Source organism: Moritella sp. 36, from assembly GCF_018219415.1.
Classification (GTDB): domain Bacteria; phylum Pseudomonadota; class Gammaproteobacteria; order Enterobacterales; family Moritellaceae; genus Moritella.
In genome coordinates, this window is the sequence record NZ_CP056120.1 from 4,128,766 (window position 1) to 4,151,946 (window position 23,181).

Here is a 23,181-nt window from a genome sequence, read left to right on the forward strand (position 1 = left end):
TAATGATTAATTAATACATTCACTAAACGCCTAAGACTATAGCATAATTAAGCATTTATATTGTTTTATATAATCAATATAGCACGAGTAAAAGCAAAAAAAGGCCGCAATAATTGCGACCTTTCATTCATTAACATATCAACCGAGTGACGGGTGACCTAAAATTAATCTAAGTGCGATTAACCTAAGTTCACTCGCGCATTACGGAACATACGCATCCAAGGGCTGTCTTCACCCCATTCTTCTGGATGCCATGAGTTGCTTACCGTACGGAATACACGTTCCGGATGTGGCATCATGATAGTTACGCGACCATCGGTCGTCGTTAGACCCGTAATACCTAATGGCGAACCATTTGGATTAGATGGGTATTGCGTCGTAGGTTGACCGTAGTTATCAACGAAGTTAAGCGCAACTGTACCACTGCTCTGTAGTGCTTGCAGATGTGCATCATCACGTAATTCAATACGACCTTCACCGTGAGATACAGCGATTGGCATTCTTGAACCCGCCATGTCACCTAAGAATATTGACGGATTCTTCGGTACTTCAACCAAGCTGAAACGTGCTTCAAAACGTTCTGATTGGTTAGTAACGAAACGTGGCCATAATTCAGAGCCTGGGATAAGTTCACCCAAGTTAGATAACATCTGACAACCATTACATACACCCAGTGAGAAGCTGTCTTCACGCTCGAAGAAAGCAGCAAACTGGTCACGAGCTTGTGGGTTAAATAAGATTGACTTAGCCCAACCTTCACCCGCACCCAGTACGTCACCATAAGAGAAACCACCACAAGCAACTAAGCCAGCGAAGTCTTCTAGATTAACGCGACCAGCAAGAATATCACTCATGTGAATATCTTGAGCAGCGAAGCCAGCACGATCAAATGCAGCAGCCATTTCCGTTTGTGAGTTTACACCCTGCTCACGAAGTATCGCCATTTTTGGTTGTACACCAGTAGCTATATAAGGTGCTGCAATATCTTCTTTAACATCAAAGCTTAAGTTAACGTTTAAACCAGGGTCTTTCACATCAAGTTTAAGGTCGAATTCTTCTTGAGCACAACTTGGGTTATCACGCAGCGCTTGCATTTTCAGCGTTGTTTCAGCCCACACTGCACGGTAATGTGTACGCGTTTCCGCTAATACATTTTCACCATTACGTGTAAAGCGAACCATGTCATCTTCATTTGTAGAACCAATCACATGGCAACATGCAGCTAGACCGTGGCCTGCTAATGTTGTTAGTACTTGCTCTTTCATTGCTGAAGATACTTGGATCACCGCGCCTAACTCTTCAGAGTAAAGTGCAGCAAGATCATCTGTACCTAGCATATCAAGTTCAACGTCAACACCACAGTGACCAGCAAATGCCATCTCTGTTACTGTTGAGAATAAACCACCGTCACTGCGGTCATGATAAGCCAGTAAAGATTGCTCTTTCACCAACACTTGCATCGCATCGAAGAAGCCTTTCAACTGTTCTGCGCTATCCACATCTGGCGTCTGTTGACCCAGTTGCTTGTATACTTGTGCTAATGAAGATGCACCTAGGCGATTTTGACCATTACCTAAGTCTATTAGGATAAGGTCTGTCGCGCCTTTGTCAGTGCGTAGCTGTGGTGTTACTGTTTTACGTACGTCAGTCACACGACCGAACGCAGTTATAATCAGTGATAATGGTGATGTAACTTCTTTGTTTTCACCTTCATCTTCCCAGCGTGTCTTCATCGACATTGAATCTTTACCTACTGGAATAGTAAGGTTCAATTCAGGACAAAGTTCTTCACCTACCGCTTTAACCGCTGCATATAAACCAGCATCTTCACCAGGGTGACCCGCTGCAGACATCCAGTTAGCAGAAAGGTTAATACGTGTTAAATCACCAATTTCTGTTGCTGCGATATTTGTTAATGCTTCAGCAACCGCCATACGGCTAGATGCAGGGAAGTTTAACAGTGCGAGTGGCGTACGTTCACCAATAGCCATTGCTTCACCAGCGTAAGTATCAAAACTTGCCGCAGTTACAGCACAATCGGCAACAGGAACCTGCCAAGGGCCAACCATTTGATCACGTGCAACCAGACCCGTTACCGAGCGGTCACCAATCGTGATTAAGAACGTCTTTTCTGCAATCGCAGGTAAACGTAATAAACGTTCAGCTGCATCTTTAACTGTGACACCAGTAAAGTCTAATGCTTCACCTTCAGTCACTAGCGTTGTTGCTTCACGGTGCATCTTAGGTGCTTTACCTAATAATACTTCCATTGGCATATCAATTGGCTGTTCGTCTAATAACGAATCCGTTACAGACAAATGCAACTCTTCAGTCGCTACACCAACCACTGAGAATGGAGCACGTTCACGCTTACAAATCGCTTCGAATGTTGCTAGGTTTTCAGGTGCAACAGCCATTACGTAGCGTTCTTGAGATTCATTACACCAAATTTCAAGCGGTGACATGCCAGGTTCATCATTGTTGATATCACGCAATTCAAACTGAGCACCACGACCACCGTCATGCACAAGTTCAGGGAATGCGTTTGATAAACCACCCGCGCCCACATCGTGAATGAAGGCAATTGGATTGTCTTCACCAAGCTGCCAGCAGCGGTCGATAACTTCTTGACAACGACGTTCCATTTCTGGGTTTTCACGCTGTACAGAAGCAAAATCTAAATCTTCGTGTGATTGACCTGAATCCATCGATGAAGCAGCACTGCCACCTAAACCAATGTTCATTGCAGGACCACCCAGTGCGATAAGTTTCGCGCCTACTGGGATATCACCCTTTTTAATGTGTTGGTCACGGATATTACCCAAACCACCAGCCAGCATAATCGGCTTGTGGTAACCACGTACTTCCACACCATTATGGCTGTTAACTTCAGCTTCATAAGTACGGAAATAACCTAATAGGTTAGGACGACCAAATTCGTTATTAAATGCTGCGCCACCCAAAGGACCTTCTAGCATAATGTCTAATGCACTAACAATACGACCTGGCTTACCAAAGTCGGTTTCCCATGGCTGTTCAAATTCTGGAATACGTAAGTTAGATACCGTAAAGCCAACTAAACCTGCTTTTGGTTTCGAACCACGACCCGTTGCGCCTTCATCACGGATTTCACCACCTGAACCCGTCGCGGCACCTGGCCAAGGCGAAATTGCAGTTGGGTGATTGTGCGTCTCAACTTTCATCAGAATTTGGATATCTTCTTGGTGATATTCATACTGGTGAGTTTGTGGATCAGGGAAGAAACGGCCGGCTTTTGAACCTTCCATCACAGAAGCATTATCTTTATATGCAGATAAAACATGATCACCTGTTTGTTCGAAGGTGTTCTTGATCATCTTGAATAATGATTTTTCTTGCTCTTGGCCATCAATAGTCCAATCAGCATTAAAAATCTTATGACGACAATGCTCTGAGTTTGCTTGAGCAAACATCATTAATTCGATGTCATTTGGATTACGCTTTAATTGAGTAAAGCTCGCAATCAAATAATCGATTTCATCTTCAGCCAGTGCTAAACCTAATTTAACATTCGCATCAACAAGTGCCTCACGGCCACCCTCTAAGATATCAACCGACTTTAACGGACGCGCTTGTGCTTGAACAAATAATTGTTCAGCTGCATCTAAACAATCAAATACAACTTCCATCATACGGTCGTGCACAAGACTTGCTGCAGTTTGTAGTTGGGTTGGTGTAAGTGGTGTAGATGAAGATATGTAGTAAGCGATGCCACGTTCAAGACGTTTTATTTTAGAAAGGCCGCAGTTGATTGCGATGTCGGTAGATTTAGAAGACCAAGGAGAGATAGTGCCGGGACGAGGAGTGACGAGAAGGAGAGTTCCTTCGGGAGCGTGCTCTGCAATTCTTGGCCCGTAGGTCAACAACTTTTCCAGGACACTCCGTTCATTGTCACTGAGCGGGGCTGTTACATCAGCAAAATGAATGTACTCCGCGTAAATTGTTATATCCGATAATCCTACATCATTACAACGTTCGACTAATTTATTAGTACGAAACTCAGAAAGCGCTGGCGCTCCTCGCATTATATGCATTAACTTTTTCTCACTAAAAGGGTTACTGGGGAAAAATCCCGGTCATTATATGCAAATAATTACAATAACGATAGCGTTACATGACCAACAAGTTAATTTACTAATCTTTTTTTTCAATCCTTAGTCGATAACATCGTTAACAGTATTGATAACATTGTCATTTCACGCATAAATACTAACACTGTTTTTTTATACAGCTCATTGTGATTAACGGTTGTGTAATGGCAATGAAAACGCTATAAAGATAGATCCAATATGTATATTTATATTTTCATACAAAAAGGTGCTTACTTGCAGGTATTTTTCACTCGCTTACAACTCTTTTTAAAACCCAGCTTAATCATTATTTTGAGCCTGGTTGTTTCCGGCTGCATTCAAGAAAAGGATGAGCGTACTCAGTTAGAAAAGATCCAAGATGCGGGAGAATTACATATCAATACCATTTATGGCCCTGCCAACTACTACCTAGAAGGTAACAAGCCAGCGGGTCTTGAATATGAGTTATTGAAACAATTTAGTGATTATCTCGGTGTTAAATTAGTGATTCATCCGCACCATTCACTGAAAAGTATGCTGGAAAGTAAAAATACGAAAGTTAAACCCATCGCTTTATCTGCGGGTGGTTTAACACGTACCGAAAAACGCCTAAAAGAATATCGAATGGGACCAAGTTACTATCAAGTAAAACAACTTCTCATCTATCGTAAAGGCAGTCTTAGACCACGTAACTTACAACAGATAAACGATCCTATTTATGTGGTAAAAAGTTCAAGCCATGAAGAATATTTACAGCAACTACAGCATGATTATCCCGAACTAAACCTAACTTATAAAACCTTCCCCGACGAAGATATTTTATTCAGTAATTTAGAAGAAGGTACTATCAAATTGGCGATTGCAGATGATACCTCCTTATCTCAACATCAGTACTATTACCCACACCTGAATAAAGCCTTCGTACTAGAAGACGATCTCGATATTGTTTGGTTGATGGAAAAAAATAACGATGATAGCTTAGCCAATGCCGTGCTTGCCTTTTTTACCTTGCAGCAAGTCAGCGGCGCAATGGAGCAACTACAAGAGAAGTACTTTGGTCATATTGATACCTTTGATTTTGTCGACACGCGTACTTTCTTACGTCGCGTAAATTCACAATTACCTAAATACGAAGGACTGTTCCGTCAATATGCTGGAGAGCTCGATTGGCGCTTACTCGCAGCGGTCAGCTACCAAGAATCCCATTGGAACCCCAAAGCACGCTCACCAACGGGTGTACGCGGCATGATGATGCTTACTTGGCCAACCGCGAGAGAATTTGGTGTCACCTCACGTATTGATGCAGAACAAAGTGTGCGAGCTGGTTCAGCCTACTTAGCAAAACTGATCAAGCGTTTACCCGATACTATTTCTGAGCATGAAAAACCCTGGTTTGCATTAGCCGCCTATAATATAGGTTATAGCCATCTAATAGATGCAAGAAAGATCACTGAAAAATTGGGTGGAAATGAGAACAGCTGGGCGGAAGTCAAAGCGATCATCCCACTATTACAACAACCTAAATGGTATAAATATACGCGCTTTGGCTATGCTCGAGGTAATGAGGCCGTCAAGTACGTGAGTAATATTCGTAAATATTACGATAGCTTACGTTGGTTTGATGAACAGATTAATATGACCGAGCAAGTCGCCCGTGATGTCGGTTTTGAACTTTCAACTGAAACAGGGCTAACACTGATGATAACAGATATAGAATAACACCCGTCTGTTGTCACACTATACGCATAAAACTGACATAAAAGTTTCATGTGCATATTATTTATATTACTGTATGTTAATGAACATAAAGACAAAAGAACGCCTAGGACTAGGCAGCGAAATCAAAGGAAAACAAGATGCTGAAGAACAGAGCAAGATTAAAAATTAAAACACCAAGACGCCAAATATCACGTTCAAGAATAAACCGTTCACTACTTAATCGCCAGCGTTCATTCTTTTTACAAAATGAACAAGAGGCCAACTTTGACGGCTAGCCCGCTGTACGAGCTTAACCTTTTTGTAAAAGCTTCAGGGCTTTTTTTTCTTTCCGGCGACGTCTAAAGAATTCACTCAATAATGCGCCGGTCTCACTAGCAAAAACCCCTGAATGCACTTCAATTTGATGATTCAATTTTGGATGATCGACCAAATTAAATACTGACCCCGCCGCACCCGTTTTCAAATCTACCGCACCATACACCAAACGTTTCACTCGACTGTGTACCATCGCACCTGCACACATAGAGCATGGTTCTAACGTGACATACAAGGTGGCATCAATGAGTCGGTAGTTCTCGACTTTTTTACCCGCTTCACGTAATGCCATGATTTCGGCATGGGCCGTCGCATCATGTAAATGAATCGATTGATTCCAACCTTCCCCGATGATTTTATCATCGAGTACAATGACAGCTCCCACGGGAACTTCATCAATAGCTTCGGCCTTCCCTGCTAACATAATAGCGTGTTGCATCCAGCGCTCATCAGCTTGAATCTGTTCAGGAGTAAGGGCTAAATTAATATCTAAATTGCTTAAAGGGCTACTGTTTTCAGTGATGTCTTCAGTCATGAATATCTACAATACGTGTAATTTATAAAGATAATACCATAACAAAAGCCACCATCAATCGTATAATATTTCCAATACTCGTCACAATATACATATGGTATAAAGATTGAGACGCTAATTTATGTGCAGTCTACCTCTGAGTCATGATAACTAATAGTAATCTCGGCAGTGTTAATCAATAACGAAAGACTATTCGCATGATAAATAGTGACATCCTTAAATGTGGTTTCGATTTCAGTTGATGGGTCACTGAAAACACATGTAGTAAACTGCTCTATATAGTAATACTCTGCCGAGGTCCACGGCGATGAATCATAATACCAAAACGCAATAAATGAACCAACGACCATTAGATACGCTAAGATGTAGCGCAAATAGGACTGGAAAAAAGAAGGTTCGAATGAAGAGGAAGGGATCGTCATTTGTAATTACTATTCACTATAAAAGAAACAACTTGTTATACTATAACATTTTTATGATATAACTATAATACTTGTATAAAGATAAGATAAAATAAAAATACCGCGCATAAAAAAAGGCAAGCCAGACATAATCAGACTTACCCTTTCAACAGTATTATGTCATAAAGATATTAGCTTAATCCCAATCTAGGATAACTTTACCTGACATACCAGAACGCATAATATCAAAACCTTCTTGGAATTGATCAATTGGGAAGTTATGCGTGATAATTGGCGTTAGGTCTAAACCTGACTGGATTAATGCAGCCATTTTGTACCAAGTTTCAAACATTTCACGACCATAGATACCTTTAATGACTAGACCTTTAAAGATAACATTCCCCCATTCGATGCTCATGTCATTAGGTGGAATTCCCAACATAGCAACTTTACCGCCATGATTCATCTTGTCTAGCATATCGCTAAATGCAGATGGCACACCTGACATTTCAAGGCCAACATCGAAGCCTTCTGTCATTTTCAGTTCATCCATCACATCTTTAAGTGACTCTGTGATTACGTTAACCGCACGTGTAACACCCATTTTACGAGCGAGGTCTAAACGGAATTCATTCACATCCGTGATCACAACATTACGTGCACCAACGTGCTTACATACTGCTGCAGCCATGATACCAATTGGGCCAGCACCAGTAATTAATACATCTTCACCAACCACATCAAATGATAAGGCAGTGTGTACAGCGTTACCAAATGGGTCAAAGATTGCAGCCATGTCATCAGAAATATCATCTGGTAGTTTGAATGCGTTAAATGCAGGAATGACTAAATATTCAGCAAATGCGCCTTCACGGTTAACACCAACACCTGTTGTATTTCGGCATAAATGTGTGCGACCTGCACGACAGTTACGACAGTGACCACACGTAATGTGACCTTCACCAGAAACACGATCACCTAATGTGAAACCACGAACTTCTTGGCCGATGCCAACAACTTCACCTACATACTCGTGACCTACAACCATAGGTACTGGGATCGTTTTTTGTGACCATTCATCCCAGTTATAAATATGGATATCTGTACCACAAATAGCGGTTTTTCGGATCTTGATTAACAAATCATTGTGGCCAAGCGTTGGCTTTTCCACATCTGTCATCCAAATACCTTGTTCAGGTTTTAATTTTGCTAGTGCTTTCATTTTCTTTAATCCACTTATTTAGATGATGCCAAGATCTTTACCAATACGGGTAAATTCAGCAATTGCAATATCAATTTGTTCTATGCTGTGCGCTGCTGACATTTGTGTACGGATACGTGCTTTACCATGTGGAACCACTGGGAAAGAGAAGCCAATTACATAAATGCCTTCTGCTAATAAACGCTCTGACATTTCAGCAGCCAATGCAGCATCGCCAATCATTACCGGTACAATTGCGTGGTCAGCACCTGCAAGTGTAAATCCAGCTGCGCCCATTTCACGGCGGAAATGTTCTGCATTTGATTTAACTTTTGCACGTAAATCATGACCTTCTTCCATCATATCGATAACACGAATTGATGCAGCAACAATCGCAGGCGCAACCGAGTTTGAGAATAAGTATGGACGTGAACGCTGACGTAACCAGTCAACAACTTCTTTTTTAGCTGATGTGTAACCGCCTGACGCGCCACCTAATGCTTTGCCTAATGTACCCGTGATGATGTCAACACGATCCATTACGCCACAATGTTCAGGAGTACCACGGCCGCCTTCACCAACAAAACCAACAGCGTGTGAATCGTCAACCATCACTAATGCGTTGTACTTATCTGCAAGGTCACAAACACCTTGTAGATTAGCGATCACGCCATCCATTGAGAATACACCATCAGTTGCGATCAGCTTGTGACGCACACCTGCAGCATCAGCAGCAATAAGTTGCTCTTCTAGTGATGCCATGTTGTTATTTTTGTAACGGAAGCGTTTTGCTTTACATAGACGTACGCCATCAATGATTGACGCGTGGTTTAGTTCGTCAGAGATAATGGCATCTTCTGCACTTAATAACGTCTCGAATAAACCCGTGTTTGCATCAAAACAAGACGTATATAAGATAGTATCTTCCATACCAAGGAAAGTACTGATCTTGCTTTCTAATTCTTTATGTTTGTCTTGTGTACCACAGATAAAGCGTACTGACGCCATACCAAAACCGTGGCTATCTAAACCTGATTGTGCAGCCGCAATTAAGTCTGTATGGTTAGCCAAACCTAAATAGTTATTCGCACAGAAGTTAACAACTTCATTACCTGCCACTTGAATGTTGGCATTTTGGGCTGAAGTAATCACTCGTTCGTTTTTATAAAGGCCATCAGCTTTAGTTTGTTCTAGCTGAGATTGAATTTGCGAATAAAATGATGTGGTCATCTGGCCAACTCCTAAGGTTAATGTCAATTTGATAGAGAAACGCCACGCATTCTACTAAACATAGCTGATCAAGCCAGAAGTATATGGCAAATACACAAGTATTTTTTGCAAAATTGTTACGCAGCACGACTTATTGCAACATATAACCAATAAACTTGATAAAAAAAACCAGCTAAAGTAGCTGGTTTTTTTTAACATCAGTATAGAATACCTATATGCATTGCATATTTAGCGGTATAAACTAGTTAGCAACACGCTTATATTCACGATACTCTGGTAACCAGAAGCTCTTTTCAATCTTGTTACGGATCGCTTCATCAGAAGTCTGCAGAGCAACACCTTGCAGTTGTGCTGTTTTAGCTACCCAGAAAGCAATCTCTTTACTTACCGAATGAATGTCCGTTAGTGGCGGTAATAATGGACCTTCACCATCACGACCTAACGGTGAACAATCTGCTAATGCACGACTTGCCGCCATTAACATTGCATTTGTTACACGCGTCGCTTTTGCAGCCAGCACACCTAAACCTATACCTGGAAAAATGTAGCTATTGTTACACTGTGCAATAGTGATCAATTCATCACCATAACTTACCGCTGGGAACGGGCTACCAGTTGCTACTAATGCACGACCTTCTGTCCAGCGGATAAGATCTTGTGGCGTAGCTTCAACTCGTGATGTCGGGTTACTTAACGGGAATATAATCGGACGCTCAGTATTTGCAGCCATGGTTTTAATGACTTGCTCAGTAAACAGACCCGGCTGCCCTGATACACCAATTAGAATAGATGGTTTAGCATGTGTCATCACGTCGAGTAGTGAGATCACATCGCTGTCAATTTCCCACTCGTCACGTAAACCTTGATGCTGTACAAGTTTCTGCTGGAAATCGAGTAGATTTGGCATTTTGTCTGTGAGTACACCAAAACGGTCAACCATGAATACACGTGCACGCGCTTGACCATCAGAAAGACCTTCAGACTTCATTTGGGCAACGATTTGTTCGGCAATGCCACAACCTGCAGAACCCGCACCTAAGAAGGTAACTTTCTGTTCACTTAGTTTGGTTTTCGCAGCGCGACAAGCAGCCATTAAGCTACCTAATGTAACGGCAGCAGTGCCTTGGATATCATCATTGAAACAACAAATTTCATCTTTATAACGTTGTAATAATGGCATTGCATTTTGTTGTGCAAAATCTTCAAACTGCAATAACACATTTGGCCAGCGGCGTTTGACTGCATCAATAAATAAGTCTAAGAACTCATTATATTTGTCTTGATCGATACGCGGCTTGCGCCAGCCCATGTACATTGGATCTTGTAAACGATTTTCATTGTTAGTACCAACATCAAGCACAATTGGTAAACAGTTAGCGGGGCTAATACCACCACATGAAGTATATAGCGATAACTTACCAATGGGGATCCCCATTCCACCGATACCTTGGTCACCTAAACCAAGAATACGCTCACCATCCGTTACTACGATAACTTTTACATTCTGTTTATTCACATTATGTAAAATATCATCGATGTTTTCACGTTCAGGGTAAGAGATAAATAAACCACGAGCACGGCGGTAAATATCTGAGAACTGCTGACACGCGGCACCAACGGTTGGCGTATAAATAATAGGCATCATCTCTTCAAGATGATTATCAACTAAACGGTAAAATAGTGTTTCATTGGTATCTTGGATATTACGTAAATAAACGTGTTTATCCATCGCACTCTCAAAACCTGAAAACTGCTTATAAGCACGTTCAGATTGTTCTTGAATAGACTCAACCATCGGGGGAATTAAGCCCGTAAGGTTGAAACTTAGGCGCTCAATTGCACTAAAACCACTACCTTTATTTAATAAAGGGGTTTCTAATAGTGCAGAGCCAGCGTAGGGTAAATACAGAGGACGGTTTGTTGTGCTCATTGATATCTCATATGTATGAAAGAGTGCAGTATGCTACCTGTCGTAACAACTGGACGGGCTAAAATGACGAAGGAATATACTCGGCTAAGCTATCATAATCTAAAGAAAAAAACTAAAGATAACGATAATAGCTGAAAATATATTCCTTTTTATATACACAGAAAATTAGTGAGCAGCAAGGTGATTATTTAATTAAGATAATCTTGTTTTTGTACTGTATTTTGCAGTAACTCAGGCTGAATTTTCTGTAAACTAAAATTAATAATTTGGCGAATTCGTTCTCTCGACATGGATAGACGTTCGCCGATAACATGTAGAGTCAGCGGATCTTCTTCACCTAATCCGAATCTCAATTCAATGATTTTTCTATCACGCTCAGATAAATGGCCTAGCACTTCATCCAAATAACATAAAGTATCAGCATCTTCGAGTTCATCGTTCGGTTTGCAAATAGAATAATCTTCTAGCATATCAACCAAAGCGGTACTTGAATCACGATCAGTGACGATCGTTTTATCTAAACTTGCTTCATTGAAATAATAGGATAACACTTCAGTAACTTGTGTGTGTTGCATTTCCAGTATTTCTGCCAATGCCATCACATCATGGTTACATTGCAAGTCTAATTCTTGTTCACGTGCGGTTTTTAAAATGCGTTTATATACTTTCCCAATATGAATTGGTACACGGATAGTCCGTGACTGGTTCATAATAAAGCGTTCAATATTATTCTTGATCCACCAAACGGCATAAGTGGAAAAACGAAAACCTTTAGTTGCATCGAATTTTTCGACCGCGTGGATCAGTCCAGTATTCCCTTCTTGGATAATATCAACTAACGGTAATGAAGTATGCTGGTAACGTTTGGCAATATTAATCACTAGGCGTAAATTCGATTGGATCATACGTTGTCTGGCTTTTACATCACCTTCATGAGAAGCAACCGCCGTTTCATATTCTTCTTCTTTAGTTAATAATTTACTGCTTCGGTTTACTTGATACATGTATACGTCTAGTGCATTCGACTCGTTAGATAATTCCATTTTTCTATCTCCCCAAGCGAGTCTCTCCACATGAAACCACGCTTACAAATTAAACATACCTAGCAACAACTATAGAACTAACTAGAAACAAATTGTTATTACAAAATAATTCAGTAGAAATAAGGTTAGTCTGGAATTCCACTTTTGAAAGGCAATTATTAAAAAAAACAGTGACATTCCTAGAATAGTAATAAAATACGATAAAACCAAACAAGGTCAGACCAGATAATGATTATCAGACTCTATTGTTAATAAGTTTACTTCAATTGTTTTTATACTGAAAACTCAATGTTTAGTAGCTAGCTTACTCGATGAATTAATCGTCGATATCAAACAGAGTCTAACGCATTTTATTTAGCAATTAAGGTAGGAAGTAGAATGCAGGAAGTAGCAGAATATTTATCAAAAAAATATTCCGCTTATATATCAAGTATTATTCTTGATATCAATTATTCGACAGCACAAGTACGCTCGATACGGCGAGACTTACCATTATCATCAATCGCGACATAGGTAAATGTAGCTTCGGTAACAATATAACGATAGTTAAATTTCGGCGCATTAATCACAGGTTTAACCCAAATTTCTAACTTTATTGTCATCGATGAATTACCAATACGAGAACATGTACCATAACAACAAACCACATCACCAACCGCGACCGGTTGATGAAATGTCATCCCATCGACAGAAATAGTGGCCACCCTGCCCTGTGCAATTTCCTTCGCTAAAATACCGCCAGCAATATCCATTTGAGACATGATCCAGCCACCAAAAATATCACCATTTGCATTGGTATCAGCAGGCATTGCCAAAGTACGTAAAACCAAACTACCTGTCGGTATTCTCGATTTATCTAATTTCAATTTTTGCTTCTTTGCTACTGCTGTTGTTTTATCTGACATGATAACTCCGACACTACCTTTATTATAATAATTATAGTTATACCCAAACTACTTCAAGATGCTTGGGTATATATCTGCCTTATTTATGTGAAATAAGACTTAGGTTTACATTGCATTAAAATGCTTGATCTCTGCAATTAATAAGTCGATTGCGTCGACTGTAATATCTTGGTGTACAGCAAAACGAATCGCTGAACCCGCACTAATAATGATGCCTTTAGTGCGTAAGTATGCCGATAATGCTTTGCCATCTTTACCGGAATACTGAGTAAATATCATGTTGGTTTGCACACTGTCTAAATCAAAAGTGAACTCAGGCAGTGTCAATAATTGTTCCGCTAAATATTGTGTGTTTTCATGATCAATCGCTAACTTATCAATTTGCTCATCTAAGGCTAAAATACCTGCAGCGGCAAGAATACCCGCTTGACGCATACCGCCACCCAACATCTTCCGCCAGCGTCTTGCACTGCGAATTAATGACTCAGAACCAAGTAATAATGAACCAACCGGTGCAGCAAGTCCTTTCGATAAACAGATAGATGCAGAATCAAAATATTGGGTGATCTCACTTGCATCGACATTCAGTTTAACCGCAGCATTAAAAACACGCGCACCATCAAGGTGAATGCGTAATCCATGATCAAATGCTAACGCTTGTGCTTGGGCTAAATACTCAAGGGGTAAAACTTTACCACCAATAGTATTTTCTAATGATAACAATTTGGTTTTAGCATGGTGATCATCATCTGGTTTAATATTGTCACGGATCGCTTGTAGACTGATCGTGCCATCGGCCTCGTTGGCAATAGGTTGTGGTTGTACACTAGCTAACACAGCCGCACCGCCACCTTCCCAACGATAATTATGGGCATTTTGGCCACAAATATATTCATCACCACGCTGGCAATGCGCCATGATAGCTAATAAGTTCGCTTGCGTGCCTGACGAACAAAAGATTGCAGCATCAAATCCATAACGATCTGCAGCCATTTCTTCCAGCTTGTTTACCGTTGGATCATCGCCATAAACATCATCACCGACAACGGCGGTAGCCATGGCTCTGCGCATTTCTGCCGTTGGCTGAGTGACTGTATCACTTCTAAAGTCAAACATTTGTCTATTCCTTTTCGCCGATATCTATACAAAAATCTACATTTACACATTAAACCGATGATTAATGTTTTAATCTATTGCTACTTCGGTTCTTAGAATTTTAAATGAGTATAACACCCGCATAACAAGAGTCAGGTTAAATTTAATCAAAAAAAAGCAGCCAGTTATCATTAACTGGCTGCTTTATTATAGATATACTGTTCTCACAAAGTGAATCAGATTAGTAACCTATTTTATACGTCTGTTTTTCTTGCATGAGCGTGGCTTACTGCAGCAGTAAATACCACATCCGTTGAGCTGTTCAACGCGGTTTCTGCCGAGTCTTGCAATACACCGATAATGAAGCCCGTTGCAACCACTTGCATAGCAATATCGTTCTCGATACCAAATAAGCTACAAGCTAATGGGATCAGCAATAATGAACCACCTGCAACACCAGAAGCGCCACATGCAGAAATAGCCGCAATGATACTTAAGAGTAAGGCAGTTGGTAAATCAACCGCAATACCTAAGGTATTAACTGCCGCTAAAGTCAGTACTGTGATAGTGATAGCCGCACCGCCCATGTTAATCGTTGCACCAAGCGGGATAGCAACAGAGTAAGTATCTTTATGTAAGTTTAATTTTTTACACAACTCCATATTTACCGGAATATTGGCTGCAGATGAACGCGTGAAGAACGCCGTAATACCACTTTCACGTAAACACTGAAAAATAAGCGGGTACGGATTTTGACGTGACATGAAAAATAAAATAGCCGGATTAATCACTAATGCAACAATAGCCATTGAACCCAGTAATACCGCTAGCAAGTGAGTATAACTTGCCATTGCAGAAAAACCAACGGTCGCAAATGTTGATGCCACTAAACCAAAAATACCTAGCGGTGCAAATCGGATCACCACATGCACGATCTTAGACACACCGCCAGCAATATCACCGATCACTTGTTTGGTCGTCGATGATGCATGCTTCAAGGCAACACCAAAACCAATACCCCAAGTTAATACACCAATAAAGTTACTGGTAACAATTGCATTAATTGGATTATCAACCACTTTATAAATCAGGTTGCGTAATACTTCGGTGATATTACTTGGTGCCGCATTCGTTGCACCTTCAGTCATTAAGGCTAACTGAACAGGGAATAAGAAACTTAAACTAACTGCGACAAGCGCAGCAGCAAAGGTGCCAAGTAGATACAAGATAACAACAGGGCGCATATTAGCATTGGTATTCGCTTCTTGATTGGCTATCGCGGAGATAACTAATACAAATACTAATAAAGGTGCGATCGCTTTTAGCGCACTAACAAACAATCCGCCAAATAAACTTGCTTCTATAGCAATCTCAGGAGCTGCATACGCTAACGCGATACCTGCAATAATACTAATTATGATCTGCTTAACCAAACTCAGTTGAAGAAGCCCTGCTACTTTACTACCCATATCACGTCCTAAATATCCATAAACACCAATAAAGGCAGGATAATATCAAATTAAATGGAAAAGATAATATAAAACATTGGTAATTCATCACAAAATAACAATAAATATTGAGTTTAACGTAAATTATAGTTCACAACACTTGTGCTGCTATGTTTTATCTCACTATCAGGCCCTGATTCAGTATCGTCATACTACTAATGGTATAGGGCGTATTCGCTTTATCAATCCAATTAACTTTAACGACAACCTCTTTCAGTAGGCTTAATGTAGTTTTAGTTGTTATAACGCTTACTTGCCACGTTAAATTAAATTTATGTTGATCATAGTGAATGTTCCCCGCAGCTAAATTACCTCCGATATTAGAACTCAACGTATTAAATTCAGCAATCGAACCAGCTAAATAATGGAGTTCATTCAACTTGAACTCCATTAATGCCCATGCAGTTGTATATTGTGATTGCTTCAATATAATTTGGGCCTGAGTTAACTTTAGCGCAGTCATGCCAAATACAGGCAGTGATAGAATAAATAAGCTAATCATCACTTCAAGTAAGCTTCCTCCTTGCTGTGCCAAATATCGTTTAAGCCGCATTTAAAATCCGAATAAAGAATTGGGTAGCCAAACCCAAGGTGTTGATGTCGTAATGAGTTTGCGCTGCACCATCAGCCGCTCAGTACTATTGAATGGTATTTCGAGTAACACATTGAAAATACCTTCCTGTTCAGCGCATAAATAAAACCGCTCTGATAGCATAAATTCACGCATCATGTCATTAGGTATAACGGCCTGACGACTCTCTAATGCTAAGTTAGTACAGGGGGCTACCAAAGCAAGTAATTCAGGAGACTCGTAGAGAACGATATAAAATAAATCTAACTTATTTACTGCTGTGATTCTCGCTTTTAAATAATTAAGGTGGAGTTGGTTCCGTTGAATCCGCTGTTGCTGAAGATGGGCAAACGATAAACTACCACTGATCATAATAAAGACGATAATGAGCGTCATCGATAGTAAAGCGAAACCATGAACAGCGAAACATGAAGATTGTTTATCGCGCACTATAGCAAAGCCCTCGCACTGCTATTTCGAAAAAAATTAAGCTCAATATCCACTAAATGACGATGGCGTATATTTAACGCAATCGTGACATAGCTTTCCACTCTTTGCGGTAACGTATATTGCTGAGCAATTGTAAATTGTAATAAGGTCACATCGATACTAGCAGTGTCAGAAATCATCTCCCAACCTAAGCCACCCTCACAGCTAACCTCACTGCCTTTACGTAACTGTATCCCACCATTGTGTAGCCTAAACCCAAAGTTTTCACCACTAAAAACACCATCTTCATTGCGATCATAACGGTACAAAATGCAATCTTTTCTAGCGTTCAAATTATATACTTGATCATTACTGTAAATAAAAGAGTTCGCCGCTTCGCTATTGAGATTATAACCCGCTCGGCTTAGCTCTCGCTGCATAATAAGCAATACATTTTTAGCTTCCTGCTGCACAAGATAATATTGTTCAGCCCGATTCTTTTGCACTTCATGTGTAGTGAATAAACTATAAAATCCAATCGATATAACGCCGACTAATACAATCGAAATCATTGTTTCGATGAGCACAAATCCAGCGTGATGAACGCGGTAAGGTAATAATGATTTAACAAGGTGCATAAATAGCACTCTCTCCACGATCCATGCAAACTCGAATACGTCCCTGAGTACTCACAATTACCTTAGTAGAAAAACGACCTAATGAAAGTTGATAGCTGGCACCATTAGTCATACCAAATAATGGTGAAAAAGATAAATTAGGTCGATTAGTTACGATCTCAATACCACTTTTTACGGCGCTAACTTGGCCATATTGAGACTGACATAACGCGCTCGATGTAAAGCAATCACAGTTTTCTAATTGACTGATGATCCAGCATAGTTCAACGGCAGTAATAAGTGAGTTGTTTACCTGTACGGTAAAATAATGTGGTAACTCCCGCACTATTGATAATTGTCGAGTGACATTTAAGGCTTCAACTAATTGTCTTGTGAGATGACATATTTTATTTTTATTCACCAATGCACGATATGAAGGCGCACTACTCGCCATCAATATTATCAGTATTGCCAGCGCTACAAGTAACTCGATTAAGGTCAGTCCTTGTAACTTACATTTACATTGTTTCGTCATCGTTCGCTTTATTTACCTCATAGTATGATGACACTAACCTTATAATAAAATGCAATCACTGATACTTTTTTTCCAATAAACAGGTAAAATGTTCAGTAATTATTGAGTATGCCCACACTGATTACTTGTTCCCTTTGATTAAACTCAGAGCCATAAACAAGTAAACAACAGGTGTAATTCTACCAGTCACAATAAATAAAAAGCACGTACAATTAAAGAGTTATTATGTTAAAAATAGATTTTTCAGCGATCAACAAAAGCAGTTCAAAATCGTTCCATGAACAGCGTAATACCATCAAAAAAGTATGTCTTGGAAAAACTGTTTTATGCCCAGTTTGTCAGCAAGCGTTAAAGTTATTACCTCCAAAGAACAAAAATGATGACTCTAAAACAGGGGTAAGTTGTGCGAAGGGCTGCACATTCATTGAGTTGGAATTTGAACTGTAATAACGGTTATTAATCGTTAGCTGTTTTTGAATATAAAATTGCAGATATAAAAAAACCTCGCACTTCGTTATAACTGAAGTTGCGAGGTTTTTTATTAACTATAAATACTTACTTATTTGATACGCTTATGTAGCTCTTGTACTGAGCGAACTGTACCACGGTCATCCGCAGAGTGCGCTTGGCACGTTGCAAATGCAGCATTCATTGTTGTTGTGTAGTTAACTTTATAACGTAAAGCCGCTGCACGTAGTTGACGAGAATCTTCAATCGCAACACGACCTTCAGTCGTATTAATGATGTAGCTGTATTCGCCATTTTTGATACGGTCAAGAATATGAGGACGACCTTCATGTACCTTGTTAACTAGACGAAGATTAATACCTTCTTCACCTAGTGCAACAGCAGTACCGTGAGTCGCATCGATTTCAAAACCAAGTGCAATTAATTGCTTCGCTAGGTCAGCTGCGCGGGCTTTATCACCGTTACGAACAGAGATAAGCGCACGACCAGTCTTAGCAACTTCTGCAGAAGCACCAAGCTGTGCTTTAGCATAAGCTTCAGCGAATGTATCACCCACACCCATAACTTCACCAGTAGAACGCATTTCAGGGCCTAATAACGGGTCTGAACCTGGGAACTTAGCAAATGGTAGTACTACTTCTTTAACAGAGTAGTATGGTGGGATAACTTCTTCAGTGAAACCCAGTTCAACTAAAGTTTGGCCAGCCATTACTCGAGCAGCAACTTTTGCAAGTTGTACACCTGTTGCTTTTGAAACAAAAGGAACAGTACGAGCAGCACGCGGGTTAACTTCGATAAGGTAAACTTCATTATCTTTAACAGCGAACTGCGTATTCATCAGACCGATAACGCCTAGCTCTAATGCTAATGCACGTACTTGACCACGCATCACATCAAGAATTTCAGGACTTAATGAATAAGGAGGTAATGAACAACCTGAGTCACCTGAGTGAACACCTGCTTGTTCGATATGCTCCATGATGCCGCCGATAACTACATCTTTACCATCACAGATTGCATCTACGTCAAGCTCGATTGCGTTATCTAGGAAACGGTCTAGTAATACTGGTGATTCGTTAGAAACACTCACCGCTTCTTTGAAGTAACGACGTAAATCGATTTCGTCATATACGATTTCCATTGCACGACCACCTAGTACATACGAAGGACGTACTACGAGTGGGTAACCGATTGCTTCAGCAGAGATAACTGCTTGTTCAGTCGTTGTTACAGTATCATTTTCAGGCTGTAATAAACCTAGACGGTCAACAGCTTGTTGGAAACGCTCACGATCTTCTGAACGGTCAATTGCATCCGGTGATGTACCTATGATTGGCACGCCAGCCGCTTCTAAATCACGCGCCAGTTTAAGTGGCGTTTGACCACCATACTGAACAATAACGCCTTTAGGTTTTTCAACACGAACGATTTCTAATACATCTTCTAATGTAATAGGCTCGAAGTATAGACGGTCTGATGTGTCATAATCTGTTGAAACCGTTTCAGGGTTACAGTTAACCATGATAGTTTCGTAGCCATCTTCACGCATTGCTAATGCAGCGTGTACACAGCAGTAATCAAATTCGATACCTTGACCAATACGGTTAGGACCGCCACCGATGATCATGATCTTATCGTTGTCTGTTGGTGCTGCTTCACACTCTTCATCATATGAAGAGTACATGTAAGCAGTGTCGCTTGAGAATTCAGCTGCACAAGTATCAACACGCTTGTAAACCGGTAAGATTTCTAAACGGTGACGTAATTTGCGTACTTCATTTTCACTTACACCAGCAAGTTTAGACAGACGTAAATCAGAGAAACCTTTACGTTTAAGTTGACGTAATAGTGTTTCGTCTAAACCAGACAGACCCAGTTTACTTACGTTTGCTTCAGCGTTAATGATGTCTTCAATTTGCACGAGGAACCAATGGTCAACACGTGTAATATCATAGATGTCATCACGAGACATGCCACTACGGAATGCATCAGCAATATAGAAAATACGCTCTGCGCCCGCTTCGGTTAATTCCTGACGAATTTTAGCTGCTGCAGTATCATCGTTTAGGTTTACTTCTGGGTCAAAACCGTTCTTGCCGATCTCTAAACCACGTAATGCTTTTTGCAATGATTCTTGGAAGTTACGACCAATCGCCATTACTTCACCCACAGACTTCATCTGCGTCGTTAGACGGTCATTTGAACCTGCAAATTTTTCGAAGTTAAAACGTGGAAGCTTAGTAACTACGTAATCAAGTGTTGGTTCGAATGATGCAGGCGTAGCACCACCAGTAATGTCATTCGATAATTCGTCTAGTGTGTAACCTACAGCTAGTTTTGCAGCAATTTTAGCAATTGGGAAGCCCGTTGCTTTTGATGCAAGTGCTGATGAACGAGATACACGAGGATTCATCTCGATGATAACCATACGGCCATCAACAGGGTTGATACCAAATTGTACGTTTGAACCACCAGTTTCAACACCAATTTCACGTAGAACAGCCATCGATGCATTACGCATGATTTGGTATTCTTTATCCGTTAATGTTTGTGCTGGTGCAACCGTGATTGAGTCACCTGTGTGGATGCCCATTGGGTCAAAGTTTTCAATTGTACATACGATGATGCAGTTGTCATTTTTATCACGTACAACTTCAGTTTCGTATTCTTTCCAACCGATTAATGATTCATCGATCAGTAATTCTGTTGTTGGAGAAAGGTCTAAACCTAACGTACAAATGTCGATGAACTCTTCCATGTTATAAGCGATACCGCCACCCGTACCACCCATAGTGAATGATGGACGAATAATACATGGGAAACCAACTTCAGCCAGTACACCTTTTGCTTCTTCGATTGTGTGAGCAATACCAGCACGAGGAGTTTCAAGACCAATTGCTTTCATTGCTTTATCAAAACGGCTACGGTCTTCCGCTTTATCGATTGCATCTGCTGTTGCACCGATTAGCTCAACACCAAATTCAGCTAAAACACCGTTGCTTTCTAATTCAAGCGCACAGTTTAATGCCGTCTGACCACCCATAGTCGGTAATACCGCATCTGGACGTTCTTTTTCGATGATGTTACGTACAACTTCCCAATGGATCGGCTCGATGTAAGTCGCATCCGCCATTTCTGGGTCAGTCATAATTGTAGCTGGATTTGAGTTAACTAGAATAACTCGGTAGCCTTCTTCACGAAGCGCTTTACAAGCTTGAGCACCGGAATAGTCAAACTCACACGCTTGACCGATTACGATAGGACCAGCGCCCAAGATTAGAATACTTTTTATATCATTACGTTTTGGCATAGTTCAATTCTCTACTAGGTATCAGACTTAGGCTTAGGCTTTGCTTTTTTCCATCAATTCGATGAAGTGATCGAAAAGAGGAGCTGCATCGTGTGGACCAGGACTTGCTTCAGGGTGACCCTGGAAGCTAAATGCGGCTTTATCAGTACGATGAATACCTTGTAAAGAGTCATCAAATAATGACTTGTGCGTCATTACTAGATTTTCCGGTAACGTTGTTTGATCTACCGCGAAACCATGGTTTTGCGCCGTAATCATTACTACGTCACGTTCCATGTCTTTTACAGGGTGGTTAGCACCGTGATGACCGAACTTCATTTTTAATGTTTTAGCACCACTTGCTAATGCAAGTAATTGGTGGCCTAAACAAATACCAAATACAGGAATATCTGTAGTCAAAATTTCTTTAATTGCTGTGATTGCATAATCACACGGTTCTGGATCACCAGGGCCGTTTGATAAGAACACACCATCCGGATTTAACGCGAGTACGTCTTTCGCAGGCGTTTGTGCAGGTACAACCGTTAGACGGCAGCCGCGATCAACTAACATACGTAAGATATTGCGCTTAACACCATAATCATAAGCAACTACGTGGAAGCGAGAGTCTGTAGCATCAGCAGGTAAACCACCCATTAATGTCCAGCTACCCTGGTTCCATTCGTATGATTCTTTAACGGTCACTTCTTTCGCTAAATCCATGCCTTTTAAGCCAGGGAAAGCTTTAGCAAGTTCCAATGCGTGTGTTTCATCTAAGTTTTCACCTGCGATGATACAACCCGCTTGCGCACCTTTTTCACGTAAGATACGTGTAAGTTTACGTGTATCAATATCAGCGATACCAACAACATTACGTTCTTTTAAATAGTCAGTGAGTGATTGTTGATTACGGAAGTTAGAAGTGATTAGCGGAAGATCTCGAATGATTAGTCCACAAGCATGGACATCTGAAGACTCTGCATCTTCATCATTTGTACCGGTGTTTCCGATATGTGGGTAAGTAAGAGTAACGATTTGGCGAGAATAGGAAGGATCGGTTAATATTTCTTGATAACCAGTCATTGAAGTATTAAAAACCACTTCACCTACCGAATGACCTTCTGCACCGATAGACACACCACGGAAAACTGTTCCGTCTTCCAACACCAACAAGGCGATATTACTCAAGACAACCTCCAAAAAATAGATAGAAAAATAATAAAATAAATCAACTATTTACCCCAGGCTGTCACACAGCATAGTAATTCGAGACTAAAAAAA

At 40.5% G+C, this 23,181-nt stretch carries 18 protein-coding genes; 3 read left to right on the forward strand and 15 right to left on the reverse strand.

Annotated features, from left to right (window positions below; translation table 11 throughout):
* Nucleotides 1-179 precede the first annotated feature (179 nt).
* On the reverse strand, nucleotides 180-4,073 hold the full coding sequence (purL, locus tag HWV03_RS18255; protein ID WP_211677177.1) for a phosphoribosylformylglycinamidine synthase: 3,894 nt from the start codon (nucleotides 4,071-4,073) through the stop codon (nucleotides 180-182).
* Between the two features lie 255 nt (nucleotides 4,074-4,328).
* Between purL and mltF the strand changes: the two genes are divergently transcribed.
* Complete coding sequence (gene mltF, locus HWV03_RS18260; protein WP_255546912.1) at nucleotides 4,329-5,828, forward strand: membrane-bound lytic murein transglycosylase MltF; 1,500 nt, start codon at nucleotides 4,329-4,331, stop codon at nucleotides 5,826-5,828.
* A gap of 137 nt (nucleotides 5,829-5,965) precedes the next feature.
* Nucleotides 5,966-6,103 carry a hypothetical protein gene (locus HWV03_RS18265; protein ID WP_211677179.1) on the forward strand — a complete coding sequence of 46 codons (138 nt, stop codon included), beginning with the start codon at nucleotides 5,966-5,968 and terminating at the stop codon, nucleotides 6,101-6,103.
* A gap of 14 nt (nucleotides 6,104-6,117) precedes the next feature.
* Here HWV03_RS18265 and tadA read toward each other — a convergent pair whose 3' ends face one another.
* The 12 genes from tadA to HWV03_RS18325 form a co-directional block, all read right to left on the reverse strand.
* Nucleotides 6,118-6,678 (reverse strand): tRNA adenosine(34) deaminase TadA, encoded by a 561-nt coding sequence (tadA, locus tag HWV03_RS18270; RefSeq protein ID WP_211677181.1) that lies wholly within the window; start codon nucleotides 6,676-6,678, stop codon nucleotides 6,118-6,120.
* A gap of 597 nt (nucleotides 6,679-7,275) precedes the next feature.
* A complete protein-coding gene (gene tdh / locus HWV03_RS18275; protein WP_211677183.1) occupies nucleotides 7,276-8,301 on the reverse strand; it encodes an L-threonine 3-dehydrogenase in 1,026 nt (341 codons plus the stop codon).
* 18 nt (nucleotides 8,302-8,319) lie between these two features.
* Nucleotides 8,320-9,510: a glycine C-acetyltransferase gene (locus tag HWV03_RS18280; RefSeq protein ID WP_211677185.1), complete on the reverse strand. Its 1,191-nt coding sequence runs from the start codon at nucleotides 9,508-9,510 to the stop codon at nucleotides 8,320-8,322.
* Nucleotides 9,511-9,751: 241 nt separating this feature from the next.
* Nucleotides 9,752-11,440: an NAD-dependent malic enzyme gene (locus HWV03_RS18285; protein ID WP_211677187.1), complete on the reverse strand. Its 1,689-nt coding sequence runs from the start codon at nucleotides 11,438-11,440 to the stop codon at nucleotides 9,752-9,754.
* A gap of 188 nt (nucleotides 11,441-11,628) precedes the next feature.
* A complete protein-coding gene (locus tag HWV03_RS18290; protein WP_067046371.1) occupies nucleotides 11,629-12,483 on the reverse strand; it encodes a sigma-70 family RNA polymerase sigma factor in 855 nt (284 codons plus the stop codon).
* A gap of 449 nt (nucleotides 12,484-12,932) precedes the next feature.
* Nucleotides 12,933-13,388: an acyl-CoA thioester hydrolase YciA gene (gene yciA / locus HWV03_RS18295; RefSeq protein WP_211677189.1), complete on the reverse strand. Its 456-nt coding sequence runs from the start codon at nucleotides 13,386-13,388 to the stop codon at nucleotides 12,933-12,935.
* Between the two features lie 105 nt (nucleotides 13,389-13,493).
* On the reverse strand, nucleotides 13,494-14,504 hold the full coding sequence (gene ltaE, locus HWV03_RS18300) for a low-specificity L-threonine aldolase (RefSeq protein ID WP_211677191.1): 1,011 nt from the start codon (nucleotides 14,502-14,504) through the stop codon (nucleotides 13,494-13,496).
* 233 nt (nucleotides 14,505-14,737) lie between these two features.
* The gene (sstT, locus tag HWV03_RS18305) at nucleotides 14,738-15,952 is read right to left on the reverse strand and encodes a serine/threonine transporter SstT (protein WP_211677193.1); all 1,215 of its coding nucleotides are present in this window, start codon (nucleotides 15,950-15,952) and stop codon (nucleotides 14,738-14,740) included.
* A 154-nt stretch (nucleotides 15,953-16,106) separates the two neighbouring features.
* On the reverse strand, nucleotides 16,107-16,544 hold the full coding sequence (locus HWV03_RS18310) for a type IV pilus modification PilV family protein (RefSeq protein WP_211677194.1): 438 nt from the start codon (nucleotides 16,542-16,544) through the stop codon (nucleotides 16,107-16,109).
* Nucleotides 16,545-17,012: a hypothetical protein gene (locus tag HWV03_RS18315; RefSeq protein ID WP_255546913.1), complete on the reverse strand. Its 468-nt coding sequence runs from the start codon at nucleotides 17,010-17,012 to the stop codon at nucleotides 16,545-16,547.
* The gene (locus HWV03_RS18320) at nucleotides 17,012-17,629 is read right to left on the reverse strand and encodes a prepilin-type N-terminal cleavage/methylation domain-containing protein (RefSeq protein WP_255546914.1); all 618 of its coding nucleotides are present in this window, start codon (nucleotides 17,627-17,629) and stop codon (nucleotides 17,012-17,014) included. The genes HWV03_RS18315 and HWV03_RS18320 overlap by 1 nt, the downstream gene beginning before the upstream one ends.
* Nucleotides 17,616-18,143 (reverse strand): pilus assembly FimT family protein, encoded by a 528-nt coding sequence (locus HWV03_RS18325; protein WP_211677195.1) that lies wholly within the window; start codon nucleotides 18,141-18,143, stop codon nucleotides 17,616-17,618. Before HWV03_RS18325 ends, HWV03_RS18320 begins: the two co-directional genes overlap by 14 nt.
* A 225-nt stretch (nucleotides 18,144-18,368) precedes the next feature.
* Between HWV03_RS18325 and HWV03_RS18330 the strand changes: the two genes are divergently transcribed.
* A complete protein-coding gene (locus HWV03_RS18330) occupies nucleotides 18,369-18,590 on the forward strand; it encodes a hypothetical protein (protein WP_211672886.1) in 222 nt (73 codons plus the stop codon).
* Between the two features lie 112 nt (nucleotides 18,591-18,702).
* Here the strand turns inward: HWV03_RS18330 and carB are convergent, their stop codons facing one another.
* Both carB and carA read right to left on the reverse strand, forming a co-directional pair.
* Complete coding sequence (gene carB / locus HWV03_RS18335; protein WP_211677202.1) at nucleotides 18,703-21,921, reverse strand: carbamoyl-phosphate synthase large subunit; 3,219 nt, start codon at nucleotides 21,919-21,921, stop codon at nucleotides 18,703-18,705.
* A 33-nt stretch (nucleotides 21,922-21,954) separates the two neighbouring features.
* On the reverse strand, nucleotides 21,955-23,100 hold the full coding sequence (gene carA / locus HWV03_RS18340) for a glutamine-hydrolyzing carbamoyl-phosphate synthase small subunit (protein WP_211677204.1): 1,146 nt from the start codon (nucleotides 23,098-23,100) through the stop codon (nucleotides 21,955-21,957).
* Nucleotides 23,101-23,181: the final 81 nt, after the last annotated feature.